This window comes from Streptococcus infantis (assembly GCF_018499575.1).
Taxonomy (GTDB): Bacteria; Bacillota; Bacilli; order Lactobacillales; family Streptococcaceae; genus Streptococcus; species Streptococcus infantis_K.
The window spans coordinates 16382-37115 of sequence record NZ_JAHDAP010000003.1; the positions used below are offsets into that span (position 1 = coordinate 16382).

The window sequence follows — 20734 nt, forward strand, 5'->3', positions numbered from 1 at the left end:
CTAGATATTATACATAGCATCAAAAATTGCAGCACTCTGAATATTAATTTTAACATTCAGGGTCTGACCAAAGGCTTCAAATTCTTTTCTTAAATAGGTAAAATCTTGTTTCTCATCACTGGATACTACAGCCATCATCGTAAAAAAATCGTCTAAAACAGTCTGTGAGATATCATCAATATTTAACCCTAATTCAGCAATCTTAGTCGCAACACCAGCAACAATACCAGCCTTATCTTTACCAACAACAGTTATAATAGCTTTCATATCAGCCCTCCATATTTGAATTCATAGAAAAACAGTCTAACTTCATTTTTCTTTTTTCTCAGTATAGCATATTTACAATAAAAAAACTAAAAAACGCCTGCTTACGAAATTGTTCTTAAAAGAAAAACAATTTCGTAAACAAGCGTCTACCCGATCACCTTATGATGAGTGTTCCCGCTAGGACAAAAGTCCTAGCGGTAGACCAGAGCTAGACTAAGAGCACAAGGCTCCATCATCATAACACTCAACAAAATTGATGATTTTATACTAATTCGATGATCGCCATTGGCGCTGCATCACCACGACGTGGTTCAGTTTTAAGGATACGAGTGTATCCACCGTTACGGTCTGCGTAACGAGGTGCGATTTCTGAAAACAATTTTTGAAGTGCTGTAGTAGAAGTATACTTATCAGTTGCTTCATCATAGTTTTCAGATGCGATTTCATTACGTACGAAAGCAGCAGCTTGACGACGTGCATGCAAATCACCACGTTTACCTAGAGTAATCATTTTTTCAACAGTTTTACGGATTTCTTTAGCACGAGCTTCAGTTGTCACGATTGATTCGTTGATCAAAAGGTCAGTTGTCAAATCGCGAAGCATTGCTTTACGTTGTGAGCTAGTGCGTCCTAGTTTACGGTAAGCCATGTATTCCTCCTTTATTTATCTTTTAATCCAAGACCCAAATCAATGAGTTTGAGTTTCACTTCTTCCAAACTCTTGCGTCCAAGATTTCTTACTTTCATCATCTCAGCTTCAGATTTTTCTGTCAAGTCATGCACAGTATTGATACCAGCACGTTTCAAACAGTTATATGAGCGTACAGACAAGTCAAGTTCCTCAATCGTACGTTCCAAAATACGGTCGTCCGATTCAGTATCAGCTTCTTTCATCACTTCTGCAGTTTTAGCAATCTCTGTAAGATTTGTAAACAAATCAAGATGTTCTGTCAAAATGCGTGCTGAAAGCCCTAAAGCATCTTCCGGAATAATAGTTCCATTTGTCAAGATTTCAAGGGTTAATTTATCGAAACCATCATTGCTTCCTACACGAGCAGGTTCAACTTGATAGTTAACTTTTGTGACTGGTGTATAAATAGAATCTACAGCAAGTGTTCCAACTGGAGCATTATCTTTCTTATTTTCATCAGCAGGTACATATCCACGACCACTGTTTACAGTCATAGTCGCTTTAAATGAAGCACCTTCTCCGATTGTGAAAAGATAATGATCTGGATTTACGATTTCGATATCACTGTCAGTCAAAATGTCTCCAGCTGTAACTTCAGCAGGACCTTCAACATCAAGTTCAATAGTCTTTTCGTCTTTTACATAAGATTTAACTGCGATACCTTTAATGTTCAAAATGATTTGCATCACATCTTCACGAACACCAGGAATTGTATCAAACTCATGTAATACTCCATCAATATCGATAGATGTAACAGCTGCTCCTGGAAGAGAAGCAAGAAGTACACGACGAAGAGAGTTACCAAGTGTTGTACCGTATCCACGTTCTAGTGGTTCGATGACAAACTTGCCATAATCTTTATTTTCATCAATTTTTGTTATATTTGGTTTTTCAAACTCGATCATTTAGTTACTCCCTCTTAAACGAAAAGCAGTGTAAAGGTAATGATTATACACGGCGACGTTTTGGAGGACGAGCACCATTGTGTGGCACTGGAGTCACATCACGAATTGCTGTTACTTCAAGACCAGCGGCAGCAAGAGCACGAATAGCTGACTCACGACCAGAACCTGGACCTTTTACAGTAACTTCAACTGATTTAAGACCGTGTTCTTGTGCAGATTTAGCAGCAGCTTCTGAAGCCATTTGAGCAGCAAATGGTGTAGATTTACGAGAACCTTTAAAACCAAGAGCACCAGCTGATGACCAAGCGATTGCATTACCATGCACATCAGTAATCATAACAATAGTGTTATTAAATGTAGCGTGAATATGAGCAATACCAGATTCGATATTCTTTTTCACACGACGTTTACGTGTTGGTTTAGCCAAGACTTTTACCTCCTATATTATTTTTTCTTACCAGCAATCGCAACAGCTTTACCTTTACGAGTGCGAGCGTTGTTTTTAGTGTTTTGTCCACGGACAGGAAGTCCACGACGGTGACGGATACCACGGTATGAACCGATTTCCATCAAACGTTTGATGTTCAAGTTCACTTCACGGCGAAGGTCACCTTCAACTTTAATTGCGTCCACTTCACGACGGATAGCATCTTCTTGATCTGATGTAAGGTCACGAACACGAATATCTTCTGAAACTCCAGCAGCTGCCAAAATCTTTTGAGATGTTGCAAGTCCGATACCATAGACATAAGTCAATGAGATAACTACGCGTTTGTCATTTGGAATATCAACTCCAGCAATACGAGCCATGTTTTCTCCTTTCTATCTTATCCTTGACGTTGTTTGTGTTTTGGATTTGCTGGGCAAATTACCATAACACGACCATTACGACGAATTACTTTACAGTATTCGCAAATTGGTTTGACCGATGGTCTTACTTTCATTTCTTATCCCTCCAAGTTTTTCGATTATTTAAAGCGGTAAGTGATACGTCCACGTGTCAAGTCATATGGACTCATTTCAACAGTAACACGATCTCCCGCTAAAATACGAATATAGTTTTTACGAATTTTACCAGAAACTGTTGCTAAAATCTGATGTCCATTTTCAAGTTCAACCGTAAACATTGCATTCGGCATCGTATCGACTACTTTGCCTTCAACTTCAATCACATCGTCTTTTGCCACGCAAAAGTACCTCCCTAAATTTCGATTTGATGCCTCTAGACACAGAGACAACAATTATAAGTCAGACTAACTCAGTATAACATTTGTCAAGACATTTTGCAAGTCTGAAAAACGCTTTTATTTCAAATTTGTCAATACCTTTTCGATATCTTTAAAGACATCATTGATATCTTGGTTACCTTCGATATCATGTACTAGACCTTTAGCACGATAGTGAGCAATAATTGGTTCACCTTGAGCAATATTGACATCCAAACGACGTTTAACTGTCTCTGGTTTATCATCTTCACGTTGGTAGTAATCTTCCTCTTTGTAATCAACTGGTGGGTTGAATACCTTATGGAAAGTTTCTCCAGTTTCACGGTGAATGATACGACCACTCAAACGTTCAAGTAGGCAAGATGGATCTACCTCGATGTTGATCACACCTTCAAGTTCAATTCCAAGTTCAGCCAATGTTTTGTCTAAGGCATGAGCTTGTTCAATCGTGCGTGGGTAACCATCCAACAAGAAGCCAGTTTCCTTAATATCATCTTGTGAAAGACGCTCTTTAACAATTCCATTTGTAACTTCATCTGGAACTAATTCACCTTTGTCGATATAAGACTTAGCCAACACACCCATTTCAGTTTGGTTAGCCATTGCTGCACGGAACATGTCACCTGTTGAGATGTGTGCAACATGAAATTGTTCAACAATTTTTGCTGCTTGTGTTCCTTTACCTGCACCAGGTAAACCCATAATCAAAAGATTCATGATTCAAACTCCTTTTTATTTTTAAATAGAAGCAAAAATTCATTTCAACTCCTATTTAAAAACAAAATAGAAGAGAGGAGATAAAAATCTGACAATGTCTTTGATTTTTACACTCCACTCTCTGAGCAATAGTGAATTTTATTTTCTATTACAATTATTCTGTTGTATCTAAGAAACCAACATACTTACGTTTCAATAGATAACCTTCCAATTGTTTAATTCCTTCGATACCTGTAGAGATAATGATTAGCAAACTTGTTCCCCCAAAAGCGACAACTTCTGAAAGACCAAATAAATCTTTAGCTACAATAGGTAGGATAGAAATCACACCTAGGAAGATTGATCCGACTGTTGCGAGACGACGAAGAAGTTTTGACATGTATTCTTCTGTCCCTTTACCAGGACGGACACCATGGATATAAGCTCCACTCTTTTGTAAATTTTCTGCTGCTTTCTCTGGATTGATCTGTACAAATGTATAGAAGAATGTAAAGAGAATGATCAACAGAGCATACAAAGCAACACCTGTCGGAGTTGAAGTAGAAACCAACTCTTGAGCTGTTTTAACCCACTCCCAATTAAGACCAGACGCACTCACAAATTGTAAGATTGCAGCTGGTGCTGCTGTAATGGAACTAGCAAAGATAACAGGAATAACCCCAGCAGGGTTAATTTTCAAAGGAAGATAGGAACTTGATGGCGCTCCTTGAGCTACCTTTGTATACTGAATTGGAATCTTATATTTAGCTTGTTCAACGTAAGTTGTAAAGTAAACAATCAACAAAACAGCGATGATTAAAATAGCGACAAAAATGAGAGACGATGTCAATCGACTACTTGGTACATTGACAAAGTAATCTACATAAATGCCCTTAATCATGTCAGGAATTGAAGCAACAATCCCTGCAAAGATAATCATTGAAACACCATTACCATATCCCTTATCTGTGATTTGCTCTCCCAACCAGGTTACAATCATGCTTCCTGCTGTTAAGATTCCTCCAATCACAAGAAAGACCTGTGGTGTAAGTGGAACAGTCAAAAGTTTAGCTCCAGACAGAGCATTAAAACCAGCAGTAATCCCAACTGATTGAACAAATGCAAGCACTAGTGCAATGTATCGAGTCGCTTGGTTTAACTTTCTACGACCAACTTCCCCTTGTTTGCCCCACTCCACAAACTTCGGTAACAAATCCATTTGCAAGAGTTGGACGACGATTGAGGCTGTAATGTAGGGGCTGACTCCAAGAGCAAAAACTGAAAAGTTTTTCATGGCATTCCCTGACACCAAGCTCAACATATTCAAGAAGGATAGACCACTCAAAGCGTTCAAGCTATTTGCATTTACCCACGGTACAGTGATACTAGTACCAATACGAAAAACAAACACGATAAAAATTGTGAATAAAATCTTTGATCGAACCTGTTTAACTTTGAGTGCTTCTCTCAATAATTTAAAAAACATAGGTCACCTCACTTAGATGACTTCAACTGAACCACCTTTAGCAGTGATAGCTTCTTCAGCTGATTTAGAGAATTTAGCAGCTTTAACAGTCAACTTCTTAGTCAACTCACCGTTACCAAGAATCTTGATACCTGATTTTTCAGCTTTAACAATTCCTGCTTCGATAAGAACAACTGGAGTTACTTCTGCACCATCTTCAAAGATGTTCAATTGGTCAAGGTTAACAATTGCATATTCTTTAGCGTTGATGTTAGTAAATCCACGTTTTGGAAGACGACGGAACAATGGAGTTTGTCCACCTTCAAAACCAAGGCGTACTCCGCCACCGCTACGAGCTTTTTGACCTTTTTGACCGCGACCAGATGTTTTACCGTTACCTGATGAAGTACCACGACCAACACGGTTACGAGTTTTACGAGAACCTTCTGCAGGTTTCAATTCATGAAGTTTCATTATATATTTTCTCCTCTTTTGTAAAATGCTAGCGCCGATAAGAGAGAAAAGGTTGTCTCCCCTATCAACTCGCCTATACTGTGTCATCTAAGATGACTATATCTAGTTTTAGGGGATGGTCTACTGCACATCCCCTAAAATTTTATTAGTTTACTTCTTCAACTGTTACCAAGTGAGATACTGCAGTGATCATACCACGAATTGCAGCGTTATCTTCTTTAATAACAGAGCTGTTCAATTTGCCAAGTCCAAGTGCTACAACAGTTTTACGTTGTGATGGAATACGTCCGATTGGAGACTTAGTCAAAGTAATTTTAATTTGAGCCATTTTATCCCCTTTCTTATACCAAATCAGAAACTGAAATACCACGAAGAGCAGCAACTTCTTCAGCGCGTTTCAATTGTTTCAAACCTTCAACAGTTGCGCGAACAATGTTGATTGGAGTGTTAGAACCAAGTGATTTAGATGTAATATCTGCCACACCTGCCAATTCCACAACGGCACGAACAGCGCCGCCAGCGGCAACTCCAGAACCTTCTACAGCAGGTTTCAACAATACTTTAGCTCCACCGAATTCTGAAAGAACTTCATGTGGGATTGTTGTTCCTACCATAGGAACTTCGATCAAGTTTTTCTTAGCATCTTCTACTGCTTTGCGGATTGCTTCTGGAACTTCTTGAGCTTTACCAGTACCAAATCCTACACGACCATTGCGGTCACCAACAACTACAAGAGCTGCGAAACGAAGACGACGTCCACCTTTAACAACTTTTGTAACACGGTTAACAGCAACTACGCGTTCTTCAAGTTCTACTGCATTGTCTTTAAATGCCATTTTCTAGTGTCCTCCTATTAGAATTTCAATCCGTTTTCACGAGCTGCATCAGCCAAAGCTTTCACACGTCCGTGATATAGATATCCACCGCGGTCGAACACCACTTCTGAAATACCTTTAGCACTTGCACGTTCTGCAACGAGTTTACCGACAGCAACGGCTTGTTCAGTTTTAGTTCCTTTTGAAACTTCTTTGTCAAGAGTTGAAGCACTTGCGAGCGTTACACCCGCTACGTCATCAATCACTTGAGCGTAGATGCCTGTATTAGAACGGAATACGTTCAAACGTGGGCGATCAGCAGTTCCAGAGAGTTTTCCGCGAACGCGACGGTGGCGTTTTTGGCGGAGTTTGTTTTTATCTGGTTTAGAAATCACAGTTTTCACCTCTTTAATTTTAAATCGTGTGCTATGCACAAAGTTGGTAATGAGGTTGGCGGTTGAAAATCAACCACTCAACATTATTTACCAGTTTTACCTTCTTTAAGACGAACATATTCGCCAACGTAACGGATACCTTTACCTTTGTAAGGTTCTGGTGAACGAAGGCTACGTACGTAAGCAGCTGTTTGACCAACTTTTTCTTTTGAAATTCCGCTGATAACGATAGTCGTTGGGTTTGGAAGTTCAAAAGTAATTCCTGCTGGAGCTTCAACTTCATCTGGATGTGATTTACCAACAGCCAAAACGAGTTTGTTTCCTTGAAGTTGAGCACGGTAACCAACCCCACGCATTTCAAGTTCTTTCTTGAATCCTTCTGAAACACCAATAACCATGTTGTTCAAAAGTGCACGAGTAGTTCCGTGGATAGTTTTCATTTCTTTTGAATCGTTTGGACGGTGAAGAGTTACTTCAGTACCTTCCACACGGATTTCAATATCTTTTGAGAACTCACGAGTAAGTTCTCCTTTAGGTCCTTTTACAGTTACAACGTTGTCATTGTTAGTGAGTTCAACACCAGCAGGCAACACGATAACTTTATTACCAATACGTGACATGTTTTATTCTCCTGTTAAATTGTCAGGCCATGACGGCCAGTTTTCACGGGGTTTAAATCTTTTTGATTTAAAAGTTAATGTTTAGGTCTCAATTTCAAAGTGAATCGAGGCATTGCCTCGTAGGCATAACTTTGGGTTAGGCAAGAGACGATAACGAAGAGTCACAACGAAATTGGGAGCTAAATATTACCAAACGTAAGCGATAACTTCCCCACCAACATTCTTTTGGCGAGCTTCTTTATCAGTAAGCAAACCTTCTGAAGTTGAAAGGATAGCAATTCCAAGACCGTTAAGTACTTTTGGAAGATCTTCACGTTTTTTGTAGACACGAAGTCCTGGTTTAGAAACGCGTTTCAAGTTAGTGATAACTCGTTCACCGTTTGCTCCGTATTTAAGGAATACACGGATGATGCCTTGTTTGTCATCTTCGATGATTTCTACGTTCTTAACAAAACCTTCGCGTTTAAGGATTTCAGCAATCCCTTTTTTGATGTTTGATGCAGGTACTTCAAGTACTTCGTGTTTTGCTTGGTTAGCGTTACGAATACGAGTTAGGAAGTCTGCGATTGGGTCAGTCATAACCATTTTATTTTCTCCTCTTACTAGTAGTTTGCAAGTTGCACTTGCTAGTTAATGATTGAGCTGAGCTCAGAAAGTATTGATACATTCAAACTAGATAATCTCCATTTGAACACGAGCTACAACCTGGGCAAAAAAGATAGATTTGTCTTGGAGCATCGTTCCTGCACCAAATCTCCTATTTTTGCTGGGGTTGTTACGCTCTTTGTATCATGATATTACCAAGATGCTTTTGTTACACCAGGAATTTGACCTTTATATGCCAATTCACGGAAGCAAACACGGCAAAGTTTAAACTTGCGGTAAACTGAGTGTGGACGTCCACAACGTTCACAGCGAGTGTATGCTTGAGTAGAGAACTTCGCTGGGCGTTTGTTCTTAGCAATCATAGATTTTTTAGCCATTAGTTATACCTCCTATATTATTTTGCAAAAGGCATTCCAAGGCCTGTAAGCAATGCACGTGACTCTTCGTCAGTGTTAGCAGTAGTTACGATAACGATGTCAAGACCACGAGTTTTGTCAACGTCATCAAAGTTGATTTCTGGGAAGATCAATTGCTCTTTCACACCAAGTGTGTAGTTTCCGCGTCCATCAAATGATTTTGTTGGAACACCGTGGAAGTCACGTACACGTGGAAGTGATACTGAAACCAATTTATCCAAGAATTCATACATACGTTCACCACGAAGGGTAACTTTTGCACCGATCGCAACACCTTCACGAAGACGGAAGCCGGCGATAGATTTTTTAGCTTTAGTGATAAGTGGTTTTTGACCTGAGATAAGTGCCAATTCTTCAGCAGCTTTTTCAAGACTTTTAGCGTTTGATACTGCTTCACCGACACCCATGTTCAAAACGATCTTATCCACTTTAGGAACAGCCATCACTGATGAGTAGTTGAATTGTTCTGTCAAAGCAGGAACTACTTCATTAAGATATTTTTCTTTTAAACGATTTGCCATTATACTTCTCCTTTCCTTCGTGATTAATCAAGCACTTCGCCTGATTTTTTGTTGTAGCGAACTTTTTTACCGTCTACAAATTTGTAACCAACACGACCAGCTACACCATTTTTGTCCAAAACTTGAACGTTTGATACGTGGATAGCTGCTTCTTTCTCGATTATACCACCTTGAGGAAGCTCGTTAGTTGGACGTTGGTGTTTCTTAACGATGTTAACACCTTCAACGATAACTTTGTTTACTTTTGGAAGGGCAGTAAGGACAACAGCTTCTGTTCCCTTATCTTTACCAGCGATTACGCGAACTTTGTCGCCTTTTTTTACAAACATTTTTTTCTCCTTTTATTCTTACGCCCAATGGGCACCCTGGCTAGGCCAGGGGACTGTGTTTGTTTTTATTGATTAAAGTACTTCTGGAGCAAGTGACACGATCTTCATGAAGCCACCTTCACGCAATTCGCGTGCAACTGGGCCAAAGATACGTGTTCCGCGAGGAGTTTTGTCGTCACGGATGATAACTGCTGCGTTTTCGTCAAATTTGATGTATGAACCATCAGCACGACGAGCGCCTGATTTAGTACGAACGATAACTGCTTTTACAACGTCACCTTTTTTAACCGCACCACCAGGAGTAGCTTGTTTTACAGATGCCACAATAACATCACCGATGTTTGCAAATTTACGTTTTGAACCACCAAGAACTTTGATAGTCAAGATTTCGCGAGCACCGCTGTTGTCTGCGACTTTCAAACGAGTTTCTGTTTGAATCATTTCAGTTTTCTCCTTTCAGGTTTGATTAGATGATGACCGCTTCTTCAACAACTTCTACAAGACGGAAGCGTTTTGTAGCTGAAAGCGGGCGAGTTTCCATGATACGTACGATATCGCCTTCTTTGGCAACATTGTTTTCATCATGTGCTTTGTATTTTTTAGAGTAGTTAATACGTTTACCATAGACTGGGTGGTTACGTTTTGTTTCAACTACAACTGTGATTGTCTTGTCCATTTTGTCAGATACAACACGTCCAACAAGAACTTTACGATTATTGCGTTCCATTGAAATTTCTCCTTCCCTAGTCTATTATTTCGCTTCAGATTGAACTGTTTTGATACGAGCGATTTGTTTTTTAACTTCTTTCAAGCGAGCTGTTTGTTCTAATTGACCAGTAGCAGCTTGGAAACGAAGTTCGAACAATTCTTTTTTCAATTCGTTTTCGCGCTTCGCGAGTTCTTCTTGAGAAAGACCACGAAGTTCTTTAACAAATTCTTTTACTTCATTAAGTTTCATGCCTTCTCCTTATTCTGCTTCACGTTTTACGAATTTACATTTAACTGGCAATTTGTGGCTTGCAAGACGAAGCGCTTCGCGAGCGACCTCTTCAGGTACACCAGCAACTTCAAACATTACTTTACCACGTTTAACTGGTGCTACCCAACCTTCAGGTGCCCCTTTACCAGATCCCATACGAACCCCGATAGCTTTAGCTGTGTATGATTTGTGTGGGAAGATTTTAATCCAAACTTTACCACCACGTTTCATGTAACGAGTCATGGCGATACGAGCAGCTTCGATTTGGCGGTTAGTAATCCAGTGACTAGTTGTAGCCTGAAGACCGTATTCACCAAAAGCTACTTCTTTTCCACCTTTAGCTTCACCGCGCATTTTACCACGGAATTCACGACGGTGTTTAACACGTTTAGGTACTAACATTGGTTATTTACCTCCTTTAGTGTTTTTACGAGCTGGAAGAACTTCACCACGGTAGATCCATACTTTAACACCAAGTTTACCGTATGTAGTATCTGCTTCTTCCCAAGCGTAATCGATATCCGCACGAAGTGTGTGAAGTGGAACAGTTCCTTCAGAGTATCCTTCAGCACGGGCGATATCTGCACCGTTCAAACGACCTGATACTTGAGTTTTAATTCCTTTAGCTCCAGCACGCATTGCACGTTGGATTGCTTGTTTTTGTGCACGACGGAAAGCAACACGTTGCTCCAATTGACGAGCAATTCCTTCACCAACAAGGTGAGCATCCAAATCAGGTTGTTTGATTTCGATGATGTTGATGTGTACTTGTTTTCCAGTCAATTTGTTAAGTTTAGCACGGAGTGCATCAACGTTAGCACCACCTTTACCGATAACCATACCTGGTTTAGCAGTGTGAAGTGAAACGTTAACTTTGTTTACTGCACGTTCAATTTCAATAGTTGAAACTGCTGCGTCAGCAAGTTCTTTTTGAACGAATTTACGGATTGCAAGATCTTCATGAAGGTAATCCGCGTATTCTTTTTCAGCATACCATTTGGCATCCCAATCACGGATGATGCCGACACGCATACCAATTGGATGTACTTTTTGACCCACGATTTTACCTCCTTATTTTTCTGCAACAGCTACAGTGATGTGAGCTGTACGTTTGTTGATTGGTGAAGCTGAACCTTTCGCACGTGGACGGAAACGTTTCATAGTTGGTCCTTCGTTTGCGAATGCTTCAGATACTACCAAGTTAGCTTTATCCAAACCAAAGTTGTTTTCAGCGTTAGCTACAGCTGAGTTCAAAACTTTCAAGATGATTTCAGCAGCTTTGTTTGGAGTGAATGTCAAAATTGCGATTGCATCGGCTACGCTTTTACCACGGATGTTGTCAAGAACAAGACGTGATTTACGAGGTGAAACACGTACTGTGCGAGCCATTGCTTTAGCTGAAGTAATTTCTGCCATTTATGTTCTCCTTATTTTCTACGTGTCTTCTTGTCGTCTGCGGCGTGACCTTTGTAAGTACGAGTTGGTGCGAATTCACCAAGTTTGTGACCTACCATGTCTTCTTGGATGTAAACAGGTACGTGTTTACGTCCATCATAAACTGCGATAGTGTAACCAATGAAACTTGGGAAGATCGTTGAACGACGTGACCAAGTTTTGATAACTTTTTTCTTTTCGTCATTAGCTTGAGCTTCAACTTTTTTCATCAAATGCTCATCGACGAAAGGTCCTTTTTTAAGACTGCGTCCCATTTTATTATTTTCTCCTTTAAATATAGTACCACAGCGGCTTGCGCTCACGAGGAGCGCTACCGAGCTGGCGGATTATCTAGCACTTAAGCGACTAGTTTAAAATTATTTCTCGTTGCGACGACGAACGATAAGTTTGTCAGATTTCGCTTTCTTGTTACGAGTTTTAAGACCAAGAGCAGGTTTGCCCCATGGAGTTGATGGTGCTTTACGACCAACTGGTGCTTTACCTTCACCACCACCGTGTGGGTGATCGTTAGGGTTCATTACAGAACCACGAACTGTTGGGCGGATACCTTTCCAACGGCTACGTCCTGCTTTACCAAGGTTTACAAGTCCATGTTGTTCGTTTCCGACAACACCAACTGTTGCACGACAAGTTCCAAGAATCATACGAACTTCACCTGATTGAAGGCGAACAAGAACGTATTTACCTTCTTGACCCAATACTTGAGCTGATGCTCCAGCAGCACGTACCAATTCTCCACCACGACCTGGTTTCAATTCGATGTTGTGGATCAAAGTACCAACTGGGATGTTAGCAAGCGGAAGAGCGTTTCCGACTTTGATATCTGCTTCAGGACCTGAAACGATACGTTGACCAACTTCAAGACCTTTTGGAGCGATGATGTAAGCTTTCACACCGTCAGTGTAGTGTACAAGAGCGATGTTTGCAGAACGGTTTGGATCGTACTCGATAGTTTTAACAACTGCTTCAACGTTGTCTTTGTTACGTTTGAAGTCAACCAAACGGTAGAAACGTTTGTGTCCACCACCTTGGTGACGAACTGTGATACGACCGTTGTTGTTACGACCAGCCTTGTTCTTCAAAGCAACAAGCAAAGTTTTTTCTGGTGTGCTTGTTGTGATTTCAGCGAAATCCAAAGAAGTCATATTACGGCGACCGTTTGTTGTTGGTTTATAAACACGAATTCCCACGATATTTCCTCCTTAGATTATTCAGCTTCAGCAGCAAACAACTCGATTGCTTTTGAATCAGCTGTAAGAGTGATGATAGCTTTTTTAGTTTTGTTAGTAAAACCAGTGTAACGTCCAACACGTTTAGCTTTAGGTTTTACGTTGATTGTGTTAACATTTGCAACTTTAACACCTTCGAAAGCAGCTTCAACAGCTTGCTTGATCAAAAGTTTGTGTGCGCGAGTGTCAACTTCAAATACATATTTCCCTGCTTCAAGTTGAGCCATTGAGCTTTCAGTGATTACAGGTTTTTTGATAACATCATACAAATTCATTATGCAAGAACCTCCTCGATTTTAGAGATAGCTGCTTGAGTAACAAGAAGTTTGTCACTATTTGCGATGTCAAGAACACTTGCAGTTGTAGCAGTCGCAACTTTCACGTTTGGAAGGTTACGAGCTGAGAGAGCTGCGAATCCGTTTCCTTCTTCAAGAATAACAAGGACTTTAGAATCGATGCTCAAAGCTGCAAGAACTTTTGCAAATTCAGCAGTTTTTGGAGCTGTAAATTCAAGAGAATCAACGGCTACAAATTTGTTTTCAGCAACTTTTTCTGAGTAAACAGATTTAAGTGCAAGGCGACGAACTTTTTGAGGAAGTTTGTACGCATAGCTACGTGGAGTTGGTCCGAAGACGATTCCACCACCACGCCATTGTGGAGAGCGGATAGAACCTTGACGAGCACGTCCAGTTCCTTTTTGACGCCATGGTTTGCGTCCGCCACCTGAAACAGCTGAGCGGTTTTTAACTGCGTGAGTTCCTTGACGAAGGCTAGCACGTTGGCTGATGATCACATCAAACACAACAGATTGGTTTGGTTCGATACCAAAGATTGCATCGTTAAGAACAACTTCGCCCGCTTGTTTACCAGTTTGGTCGAATAATGTTACATTTGCCATTTTGACTGTATTCCCCTTTCCTTATTATTTACCAGCTTTAACTGCTGACTTGATAGTGATAAGAGATTTCTTAGCACCTGGTACATTACCTTTGATAAGGATAACGTTCTTTTCTGGAACAACTTGTACAACTTCAAGGTTTTGAATTGTTACGCGGTCACCACCCATACGTCCTGCAAGGTTTTTACCTTTGAATACGCGGTTAGGTGCAACAGGTCCCATAGAACCTGGACGACGGTGGTAACGAGAACCGTGAGCCATAGGTCCACGTGATTGTCCGTGGCGTTTGATAACACCTTGGAAACCTTTACCTTTAGATGTACCAGTTACATCAACAATGTCTCCAGCTGCGAAAGTTTCAACTGTGATTTCAGCACCAACTTCCAAGCCTTCAACGTTTTTGAATTCACGAATGAAGCGCTTAGGAGCCGTGTTAGCTTTTGCTACATGTCCTTTAGCAGGTTTGTTGCTCAATACTTCGCGTTTGTCATCGAAACCAACTTGGATAGCGTTGTAACCATCTGTTTCAACAGTTTTAACTTGAAGAACAACGTTTGGAGTTGCTTCGATAACTGTTACAGGGATCAATTCGCCAGCTTCAGTGAAGATTTGAGTCATTCCCACTTTTTTCCCTAAGATTCCTTTTGTCATGAGAAAATAGTTCCTTTTCTATATTTTTTATTCAAAAAGTTTTTAACGAGCGTTTTTTATGCTCAAGGTATCAAGCTTTAAATTAAAGTTTGATTTCTACGTTTACACCACTTGGAAGATCCAATTTCATCAAAGCGTCAACTGTTTTTTGAGTTGGGTTGATGATGTCGATCAAACGTTTGTGTGTACGCATTTCGAATTGTTCGCGAGAATCTTTATATTTGTGAGTCGCACGAATGATTGTGTAGAGGCTACGCTCAGTTGGAAGTGGGATTGGGCCCGCAACTTGTGCACCTGTACGAGTAGCTGATTCTACGATTTTTGCAGCCGCTGTGTCAAGCGTACGGTGTTCGTAAGCTTTCAAACGGATACGGATTTTTTTGTTTGCCATCTTTTTCTCCTTTTCGTCTATTTAAGATAATAGGCTAGCTCCACAAGAAAACCGACGCGCGTTGCGTGGCAATGCAACCGAGCGTGTCGCAACCTCTTGCATCAAAGCTAAGGCTGTAATTTACAGCACCATAATAGAATAACACAAAGCCCCTGCTATTGCAAGGGATTTGTTAAGATTTTTTTAATTTTTAACATGAAACTGTTTTCCTCACTTTACTGACTGAGTCTTTCTTATTTTAGGAGTATAATTTCTAACTTTTCTTCTATAGAATAATAGATAATAATAATAGATACAGTTTCTGCAATTATTTTTTTATTCTCTTTTCACCTGTTCATAGCTTTCTTTTCCGTCATTTAGTTTGTCCCAAATCACTACCTGCCCACTTTTGAGAGATTTTTGCACATCGATAATTCGTTGATTGGAAGAGCCACGGAATTGAAGCATGAGGCTGCGTTTGCTTTTATCATACCGTCCATCAACTAAGATATCAATCATGGACAAGAGCTCCAGTTTATCAGGTGTTTCCAATATCATCTCTTCCCATGTGTATCCCGTCCAAGACCAGATATCTTTTTTTGGCAATTCTTTCCGTATACGTTTCACGAGAGGCAAGAGGATTCCTGTATTTAGGAAGGGTTCTCCGCCTAATAAAGTCAAGCCTTGAACGTATGGTTGGGCTAGGTCTGCTATGATTTGCTCTTCCAACTCTGGGGTATAAGGTATGCCTGCATTAAAGGACCAGGTCGCTACGTTGTAACAGCCTTCACAGTGAAACATACAGCCTGCTACGTAAAGGGAGTTGCGCACTCCCTCTCCATCGACAAAGTTAAAAGCCTTATAGTCAATGATTCGCCCCTGACTGAGCTCTTCACTCTTCCACTCACCAGGCTTTGGTGTATTCCATGTCATCCTTCTACTCCAACTCTATCCAATAGCGCTCCGTCCCGTTTCGAACATCCTCCAACTCTCCACCATTAGCTAAGATAACAGCTCGGCTTGCTGGATTTTCTGTGCTACAAGTCACCAGAGCACGATGGATGTTCTTTTCTTTAGCTACTTGCAGACCTTGATGGAGAGCTTCCTTGGCATAACCTTTTCCCCTTTCAGAAGGGCGGATGGAATATCCTATATTCCCTGCATAATTCAGCAAGCCCTCATTCAGTCTCAATCGCAGATTCAAAAATCCTAGAGCACGACCTACATCATCAAATGATACAAATTGAATAGAAGGAACACGATTTTCAGGCAAATTTATTCCCATTTCTTTTTGCATATTTGTCTCCAACCACTTTTCGTAGTCAAAGTTCTCAGTATCCCAAAATCCTCCATCGTGGGCTGATTGAGTCTGTTCAAACTCTGCCATCATCTCTAAAACTGTTTCTTTATCTGCTAATCTTGGTCTGCGTAGTATCATTTTTACCTCCAATTAAGAGAAAAGCGAGAGCAGACTCTCACTTTTTCTTATTCTTATTTAAAAATTGCTCTCTAAGGCTAGCCACTCGGTCTTTTTTATTGTTTCCACCCTTTGAATGTTTCTCGTGGAATCGTTGGACCAAGGCCTTGCCTTTATCGTCTAATTGATATTTTCCCATTCTTTTTCTTTCTAATTTCTCACTTCATGTCCTGCTGTTTTGATAGTAGAACCGTTCATGTGTTTGACACGCGCAGCAATTTCCTTGTGGCGTCCATTAACCATCGGACGAGCTTGAGGATTTCCGAGATAGCCACAGGTTCGTTTAACAACGTCTACTGTTTTGGGATCATTATTTCCACAGTTAGGACACGCAAACCCTCTCTCAGTAGGTTCAAAATCTCCTTCAAAATCACACTTGTAACAGCGGTCAATCGGAGTGTTGGTTCCTAGATAACCGACACGGTCATAAGCATAATCCCACACAGCTTCCAAAGCCTTTGGATTTTGTTGAAGAACTGGGTACTCACAGTAGTGGATAAAGCCACCTGAGGCACCTGCTTCTGGGTAAACTTTCTCAAAGTCCAATTTTTCAAAAGGTGTTGGATTTTTGCGGACATCATAATGGAAGGAATTTGTGTAGTATTCTTTATCAGTAATGTCTGGAATAGAGCCGAATTTCTCTGTATCCAAACGACAGAATCGGTCCGTTAAACTTTCAGATGGTGTTGAGTAGATTGAGAAATGGTACCCATATTGGTCAGACCACTCTTCCACTCGACGCTTCATATCACGAATAATATCCAGTGTAAATTCCTTGGCTTCTGGATTAGTTTCCCAATCATTACCATAGAAGACGGTCGCTACCTCGTACAAGCCAATATAGCCCAGAGAAATAGTTGCACGACGATTCTTAAAGAGTTGATCAACGCTTTCTTCTTTTCCAAGACGACGTCCGAAGGCTCCATATTGATAAAGAATTGGTGCATTAGCTGGAGTGGCTTCCTTGGTTCTTTCCACACGGTAAACCAAGGCATCTTCCGCGATGTTCATGCGCTCGTTGAAGATTTCCCAGAACTTGTTCAGGTCGCCTTCTGATTCGAGGGCAATACGAGGAAGATTGACCGTCACCACCCCTAGATTCATACGGCCCGAATTGACTTCTACTCCATTTTCATCCTTCCATCCTTGAAGGAATGAACGGCATCCCATCGGAACTTTGAAAGAACCAGTCAACTCGACAATCTTATCATAAGACAAAACATCCGGGTACATGCGCTTAGTTGCACACTCAAGAGCCAACTGCTTGATGTCGTAGTTAGGTGAGCCTTCCTCTAAGTTAAGACCTCTTTTTAGAGTAAAGATGAGTTTAGGGAAGATGGCTGTACGGTGTTCTGAACCAAGCCCCTTGATACGAATGTTCAGGATCGCCTTTTGAATTTCACGTTCAAAACGACTGGTTCCTAGACCGAAACCAAGAGAGGTAAATGGCGTTTGCCCATTTGATGTAAAGAGGGTATTAATCTCGTACTCTAGAGATTGCATGGCATCGTAGATGTCTTTTTGGGTTTTCTTCCAGGCATACTCCTCACGCTTGTCAGGTAGGACCCATTCCTCCGCATCCTTGAGGTGCTTTTGGTAATTTTTCTCTGCATAAGGAGCCAAAACTTCATCAATACGGTCTGCTGAACAGCCTCCATACTGACTTGATGCAACGTTGGCGATGATTTGTGAAATCTGTGCTGTCGCAGTTTGAATAGACTTAGGGCTCTCTACCTCTGCATTCCCAATCTTAAAACCATTTTCCAACATGCCCTTGAAATCAATCAAACAACAGTTGGTCATAGGGGTGTAGGGGCTGTAATCCAAATCGTGATAGTGGATATCCCCTTTTTGATGGGCATTAGCTACATGCTTAGGTAACATTTGGAGTCCAATCGACTTCCCTACAATCCCTGCTGTCAAATCACGCTGGGTATTAAAGACATCACTGTCCTTATTGGCATTTTCATTTACAACCGCCTGATCTTTATTGAGCAGTTTATGGATGCTGAAGTTAATATCTGTTGCTTTTGAGCGCTCAAAATCACGCTGGGTCCGATAAGTAATATACTCCTCGGCCAAAGCGTATTCTTTAGCTTCCAACAACTCGTGTTCTACGATATTTTGGATTTCGTAGATTTTTACACCTTGCGGGAAACGGCTATGAATCTCTTCAACGATACGTTCAACTAGGGTACTAAGTCGCTTTTCAACCAAAGGGGTTACATCCATCACCTTTTCAGCAGCCTTATGAAGCGCTTTGTCAATCTTGTCTACATCAAAAATTACACGTCTGCCGTCACGCTTTTCAACGAATAAAGTCGGATCAGGGACAGCCTTCTCTTCCAATACAATCATATCCATACCCTTTTCTTAAATATAATATTGATTCTAAAAAGTATTATATCACTAAAAAAATAAAAATCAATATCTTGTGTTAAAAAATAAAAATTTTTTAAAATTACACAAGATATTGATAGTTTTTATTTTAATTTGTAGAGTTTAAAGTCTTTGAATTCACTTTGAACCGCTTGATAATTTTCAGCTAAAAGTTGCTCAACTTCTGTCCATAGGCTTGTTTTTGTATTCACTACAATCATCTTTGGTTGATTATCTCGTAGATCATTTACAAGCTTGGTACGATTTGCATCAAGTCCTGTATGCAATCTCGGTGATAATAACTGACTAGCAGCCAAGCGTTCGCTAGCCTTATAACTACTTGTCTGATCATCCCAAACATAGATACGATCTGTAGCTTGCGTTTCCCCTTTGACCTTAGCTTCAATACTAGTTCGTTCTTGAAATTGTTCCGCATGAAGCAAATATCGTGATAGTACAGGTGCTAAAAATAGATAAGTAAGAGCTAAAATTGGCAGATAGGCATTCCCTTTTACAAAAGCTCCCCATACCGAAGTTTCTTCTCTAGATCGTCTACGACGATTGGCTCCTTCTGGTTTCTCTGTACGAATCCCAGCCAGTAAAAGAAGAGACAAGAAAGGAAGTAACTCCACCATACGACTGCCGTGGATTTGGTCTGTAGAAAAAATTTCTAAAACCAATACCAAAATGACAGCAATTGCAGCAAAGATTGATAAGACAGACTGTTTCAATGGTTTAGATTGGAAGAGGCCTGTAAATGCCATCGTCAACGCTCCAAGAGCAATGGCTAACAATCCATAGAAAAGGATGTTGTCTAGCAATCCCGGGTTAGACGTAAAGTTCAAACTATCTACTGGGTAGAGTATTTGACTAATCGCATTTCCAAAACTACCTTTATAAACCGTGTAGTAGCCAATTGGATAAAAGAAAATTGAAAAACCAAGGCCCGCAGCAAAAAATTGATAGACACCATGAGTCAATTTGTTGCGACCGACATTAAAAGCTGTTACTGCAAGAAACAAGACGAATGCATACAAGGTTGTAACCAAAGGTGCAAAGAAAAATGCTAGAGCCAAGCTAGCTCCAATACGTAAGAAACCCCTATCTTGGTTTGGTTCTGCCAAATAAGCCGTCACTAAACTTAGAGCATAAAACAAGAATGGGAGAGCAAGAATAGTTGCATAGCCACCACCAAAGCTAAGAGCACTAGCTAGGATATAAAAGACTGTCAATACTTGTTGTGATTGTTTATTTTGTTCCGTCAGATTGTAAGCTGAAGGAAAAAGAAAGAATCCGGCACCTACTAAAGCTAACCAATTAAAGACGGCAAACAAAATACTTCCCTGGGTTACATACTGTAAAAAGTAATAGAGGATACCACTCGTTCCAAAATAATCTGTGTAGACGTCGCCGCTCTGATGCATAGCCCATCCAATATAAAAATCCTGGGACTGCTCAGGACTTATTAATCCTAAGAAGAAGGGGAGGATTACGGACACAAAGACCACTAGAGTACTCAAAATGAGGATATTAAAAAATGGTAAGCGGGCAGGTTGACGAGTCTCAATCTCGAGTTGTTCCTCATTCTCTACTGGAGCATCATGACTCCCCATCCAAGTTGGAGTTGGTTCGTCTTCTAATCTACCATATACACTCATACATTCTCTCCTATATTTTAATTTGTTCTAGTATATCAAAAAGTCTAGTTCTTGTCAGCTTGTGGCGGATGTTTACACAATTTTTCAGACAAGGAAGCAAAGCGTTCGACCTCATAAAAACGGTGATATAAAGCTTTTTTATAGTGAGCTAAAAAAGTTTTTTCTTCTACTGTGAGCACTATCGTTCCTCCTTTTCTTTTTTATTCGGAAAA

The 20734-nt window shown here is 40.4% G+C and carries 36 protein-coding genes; all 36 read right to left on the reverse strand.

Annotation, left to right across the window (positions count from 1 at the left end; genetic code table 11):
- The 36 genes from KJR31_RS07630 to KJR31_RS08595 all read right to left on the reverse strand — a co-directional run bounded on the left by KJR31_RS07630 (window position 1) and on the right by KJR31_RS08595 (window position 20701).
- The gene (locus tag KJR31_RS07630; protein ID WP_214262801.1) at window positions 1-267 is read right to left on the reverse strand and encodes an ACT domain-containing protein; all 267 of its coding nucleotides are present in this window, start codon (window positions 265-267) and stop codon (window positions 1-3) included.
- 262 nt (window positions 268-529) lie between these two features.
- Window positions 530-916: a 50S ribosomal protein L17 gene (gene rplQ, locus KJR31_RS07635; protein WP_004251124.1), complete on the reverse strand. Its 387-nt coding sequence runs from the start codon at window positions 914-916 to the stop codon at window positions 530-532.
- A gap of 11 nt (window positions 917-927) precedes the next feature.
- The gene (locus tag KJR31_RS07640; RefSeq protein ID WP_006153389.1) at window positions 928-1863 is read right to left on the reverse strand and encodes a DNA-directed RNA polymerase subunit alpha; all 936 of its coding nucleotides are present in this window, start codon (window positions 1861-1863) and stop codon (window positions 928-930) included.
- Window positions 1864-1906: 43 nt separating this feature from the next.
- Window positions 1907-2290 (reverse strand): 30S ribosomal protein S11, encoded by a 384-nt coding sequence (gene rpsK / locus KJR31_RS07645; RefSeq protein ID WP_001118385.1) that lies wholly within the window; start codon window positions 2288-2290, stop codon window positions 1907-1909.
- A gap of 17 nt (window positions 2291-2307) precedes the next feature.
- A complete protein-coding gene (rpsM, locus tag KJR31_RS07650; RefSeq protein WP_004251117.1) occupies window positions 2308-2673 on the reverse strand; it encodes a 30S ribosomal protein S13 in 366 nt (121 codons plus the stop codon).
- A 17-nt stretch (window positions 2674-2690) separates the two neighbouring features.
- The gene (rpmJ, locus tag KJR31_RS07655; protein WP_001808836.1) at window positions 2691-2807 is read right to left on the reverse strand and encodes a 50S ribosomal protein L36; all 117 of its coding nucleotides are present in this window, start codon (window positions 2805-2807) and stop codon (window positions 2691-2693) included.
- Window positions 2808-2831: 24 nt separating this feature from the next.
- Complete coding sequence (gene infA, locus KJR31_RS07660) at window positions 2832-3050, reverse strand: translation initiation factor IF-1 (RefSeq protein ID WP_001029883.1); 219 nt, start codon at window positions 3048-3050, stop codon at window positions 2832-2834.
- Window positions 3051-3167: 117 nt separating this feature from the next.
- On the reverse strand, window positions 3168-3806 hold the full coding sequence (locus tag KJR31_RS07665) for an adenylate kinase (RefSeq protein WP_178895570.1): 639 nt from the start codon (window positions 3804-3806) through the stop codon (window positions 3168-3170).
- A gap of 154 nt (window positions 3807-3960) precedes the next feature.
- Window positions 3961-5271, reverse strand: coding sequence for a preprotein translocase subunit SecY (gene secY / locus KJR31_RS07670; RefSeq protein ID WP_214262802.1), 1311 nt, complete (start codon window positions 5269-5271; stop codon window positions 3961-3963).
- 12 nt (window positions 5272-5283) lie between these two features.
- Complete coding sequence (rplO, locus tag KJR31_RS07675) at window positions 5284-5724, reverse strand: 50S ribosomal protein L15 (RefSeq protein ID WP_195183501.1); 441 nt, start codon at window positions 5722-5724, stop codon at window positions 5284-5286.
- A 145-nt stretch (window positions 5725-5869) separates the two neighbouring features.
- On the reverse strand, window positions 5870-6052 hold the full coding sequence (rpmD, locus tag KJR31_RS07680) for a 50S ribosomal protein L30 (RefSeq protein ID WP_000057241.1): 183 nt from the start codon (window positions 6050-6052) through the stop codon (window positions 5870-5872).
- 13 nt (window positions 6053-6065) lie between these two features.
- Window positions 6066-6560, reverse strand: coding sequence for a 30S ribosomal protein S5 (rpsE, locus tag KJR31_RS07685; protein WP_195183502.1), 495 nt, complete (start codon window positions 6558-6560; stop codon window positions 6066-6068).
- Between the two features lie 17 nt (window positions 6561-6577).
- A complete protein-coding gene (gene rplR / locus KJR31_RS07690; RefSeq protein WP_004251098.1) occupies window positions 6578-6934 on the reverse strand; it encodes a 50S ribosomal protein L18 in 357 nt (118 codons plus the stop codon).
- 83 nt (window positions 6935-7017) lie between these two features.
- Window positions 7018-7554 (reverse strand): 50S ribosomal protein L6, encoded by a 537-nt coding sequence (gene rplF, locus KJR31_RS07695; RefSeq protein WP_004251096.1) that lies wholly within the window; start codon window positions 7552-7554, stop codon window positions 7018-7020.
- Window positions 7555-7740: 186 nt separating this feature from the next.
- Window positions 7741-8139, reverse strand: coding sequence for a 30S ribosomal protein S8 (gene rpsH / locus KJR31_RS07700; RefSeq protein ID WP_004251095.1), 399 nt, complete (start codon window positions 8137-8139; stop codon window positions 7741-7743).
- A 212-nt stretch (window positions 8140-8351) separates the two neighbouring features.
- Window positions 8352-8537, reverse strand: coding sequence for a type Z 30S ribosomal protein S14 (locus KJR31_RS07705; RefSeq protein WP_001085699.1), 186 nt, complete (start codon window positions 8535-8537; stop codon window positions 8352-8354).
- Between the two features lie 17 nt (window positions 8538-8554).
- Window positions 8555-9097 (reverse strand): 50S ribosomal protein L5, encoded by a 543-nt coding sequence (gene rplE / locus KJR31_RS07710; protein WP_000013542.1) that lies wholly within the window; start codon window positions 9095-9097, stop codon window positions 8555-8557.
- 23 nt (window positions 9098-9120) lie between these two features.
- Complete coding sequence (gene rplX / locus KJR31_RS07715) at window positions 9121-9426, reverse strand: 50S ribosomal protein L24 (RefSeq protein ID WP_000497691.1); 306 nt, start codon at window positions 9424-9426, stop codon at window positions 9121-9123.
- Window positions 9427-9498: 72 nt separating this feature from the next.
- Entirely contained in the window at window positions 9499-9867 is a 369-nt protein-coding gene (gene rplN, locus KJR31_RS07720; RefSeq protein ID WP_000616547.1) for a 50S ribosomal protein L14, read from the reverse strand.
- Window positions 9868-9892: 25 nt separating this feature from the next.
- Complete coding sequence (gene rpsQ / locus KJR31_RS07725; RefSeq protein ID WP_000440801.1) at window positions 9893-10153, reverse strand: 30S ribosomal protein S17; 261 nt, start codon at window positions 10151-10153, stop codon at window positions 9893-9895.
- Between the two features lie 24 nt (window positions 10154-10177).
- The gene (rpmC, locus tag KJR31_RS07730; protein WP_000772918.1) at window positions 10178-10384 is read right to left on the reverse strand and encodes a 50S ribosomal protein L29; all 207 of its coding nucleotides are present in this window, start codon (window positions 10382-10384) and stop codon (window positions 10178-10180) included.
- Between the two features lie 9 nt (window positions 10385-10393).
- Complete coding sequence (rplP, locus tag KJR31_RS07735) at window positions 10394-10807, reverse strand: 50S ribosomal protein L16 (RefSeq protein WP_214262803.1); 414 nt, start codon at window positions 10805-10807, stop codon at window positions 10394-10396.
- A 3-nt stretch (window positions 10808-10810) separates the two neighbouring features.
- A complete protein-coding gene (gene rpsC / locus KJR31_RS07740) occupies window positions 10811-11464 on the reverse strand; it encodes a 30S ribosomal protein S3 (protein WP_000529936.1) in 654 nt (217 codons plus the stop codon).
- 12 nt (window positions 11465-11476) lie between these two features.
- The gene (gene rplV / locus KJR31_RS07745; RefSeq protein WP_000818137.1) at window positions 11477-11821 is read right to left on the reverse strand and encodes a 50S ribosomal protein L22; all 345 of its coding nucleotides are present in this window, start codon (window positions 11819-11821) and stop codon (window positions 11477-11479) included.
- 11 nt (window positions 11822-11832) lie between these two features.
- A complete protein-coding gene (rpsS, locus tag KJR31_RS07750) occupies window positions 11833-12114 on the reverse strand; it encodes a 30S ribosomal protein S19 (RefSeq protein WP_000533766.1) in 282 nt (93 codons plus the stop codon).
- A 102-nt stretch (window positions 12115-12216) separates the two neighbouring features.
- On the reverse strand, window positions 12217-13050 hold the full coding sequence (gene rplB, locus KJR31_RS07755) for a 50S ribosomal protein L2 (RefSeq protein ID WP_006144707.1): 834 nt from the start codon (window positions 13048-13050) through the stop codon (window positions 12217-12219).
- Between the two features lie 17 nt (window positions 13051-13067).
- The gene (locus KJR31_RS07760; RefSeq protein ID WP_001055347.1) at window positions 13068-13364 is read right to left on the reverse strand and encodes a 50S ribosomal protein L23; all 297 of its coding nucleotides are present in this window, start codon (window positions 13362-13364) and stop codon (window positions 13068-13070) included.
- Window positions 13364-13987, reverse strand: a complete 624-nt coding sequence (gene rplD, locus KJR31_RS07765; protein ID WP_214262804.1) for a 50S ribosomal protein L4 — start codon at window positions 13985-13987, stop codon at window positions 13364-13366. The genes KJR31_RS07760 and rplD overlap by 1 nt, the downstream gene beginning before the upstream one ends.
- 24 nt (window positions 13988-14011) lie before the next feature.
- Window positions 14012-14638, reverse strand: coding sequence for a 50S ribosomal protein L3 (rplC, locus tag KJR31_RS07770; RefSeq protein WP_004251088.1), 627 nt, complete (start codon window positions 14636-14638; stop codon window positions 14012-14014).
- A gap of 82 nt (window positions 14639-14720) precedes the next feature.
- Window positions 14721-15029, reverse strand: coding sequence for a 30S ribosomal protein S10 (gene rpsJ, locus KJR31_RS07775; RefSeq protein ID WP_003009585.1), 309 nt, complete (start codon window positions 15027-15029; stop codon window positions 14721-14723).
- A 315-nt stretch (window positions 15030-15344) separates the two neighbouring features.
- Window positions 15345-15941 (reverse strand): anaerobic ribonucleoside-triphosphate reductase activating protein, encoded by a 597-nt coding sequence (nrdG, locus tag KJR31_RS07780; RefSeq protein WP_214262805.1) that lies wholly within the window; start codon window positions 15939-15941, stop codon window positions 15345-15347.
- A 4-nt stretch (window positions 15942-15945) separates the two neighbouring features.
- On the reverse strand, window positions 15946-16446 hold the full coding sequence (locus KJR31_RS07785) for a GNAT family N-acetyltransferase (RefSeq protein WP_214262806.1): 501 nt from the start codon (window positions 16444-16446) through the stop codon (window positions 15946-15948).
- Window positions 16447-16483: 37 nt separating this feature from the next.
- Window positions 16484-16624 carry a hypothetical protein gene (locus KJR31_RS07790; protein WP_214262807.1) on the reverse strand — a complete coding sequence of 47 codons (141 nt, stop codon included), beginning with the start codon at window positions 16622-16624 and terminating at the stop codon, window positions 16484-16486.
- 11 nt (window positions 16625-16635) lie between these two features.
- Window positions 16636-18843 (reverse strand): anaerobic ribonucleoside-triphosphate reductase, encoded by a 2208-nt coding sequence (gene nrdD, locus KJR31_RS07795; protein ID WP_214262881.1) that lies wholly within the window; start codon window positions 18841-18843, stop codon window positions 16636-16638.
- A gap of 125 nt (window positions 18844-18968) precedes the next feature.
- On the reverse strand, window positions 18969-20522 hold the full coding sequence (locus KJR31_RS07800) for a damage-inducible protein CinA (protein WP_214262808.1): 1554 nt from the start codon (window positions 20520-20522) through the stop codon (window positions 18969-18971).
- 44 nt (window positions 20523-20566) lie between these two features.
- Entirely contained in the window at window positions 20567-20701 is a 135-nt protein-coding gene (locus KJR31_RS08595) for a hypothetical protein (RefSeq protein WP_284444680.1), read from the reverse strand.
- Window positions 20702-20734: the final 33 nt, after the last annotated feature.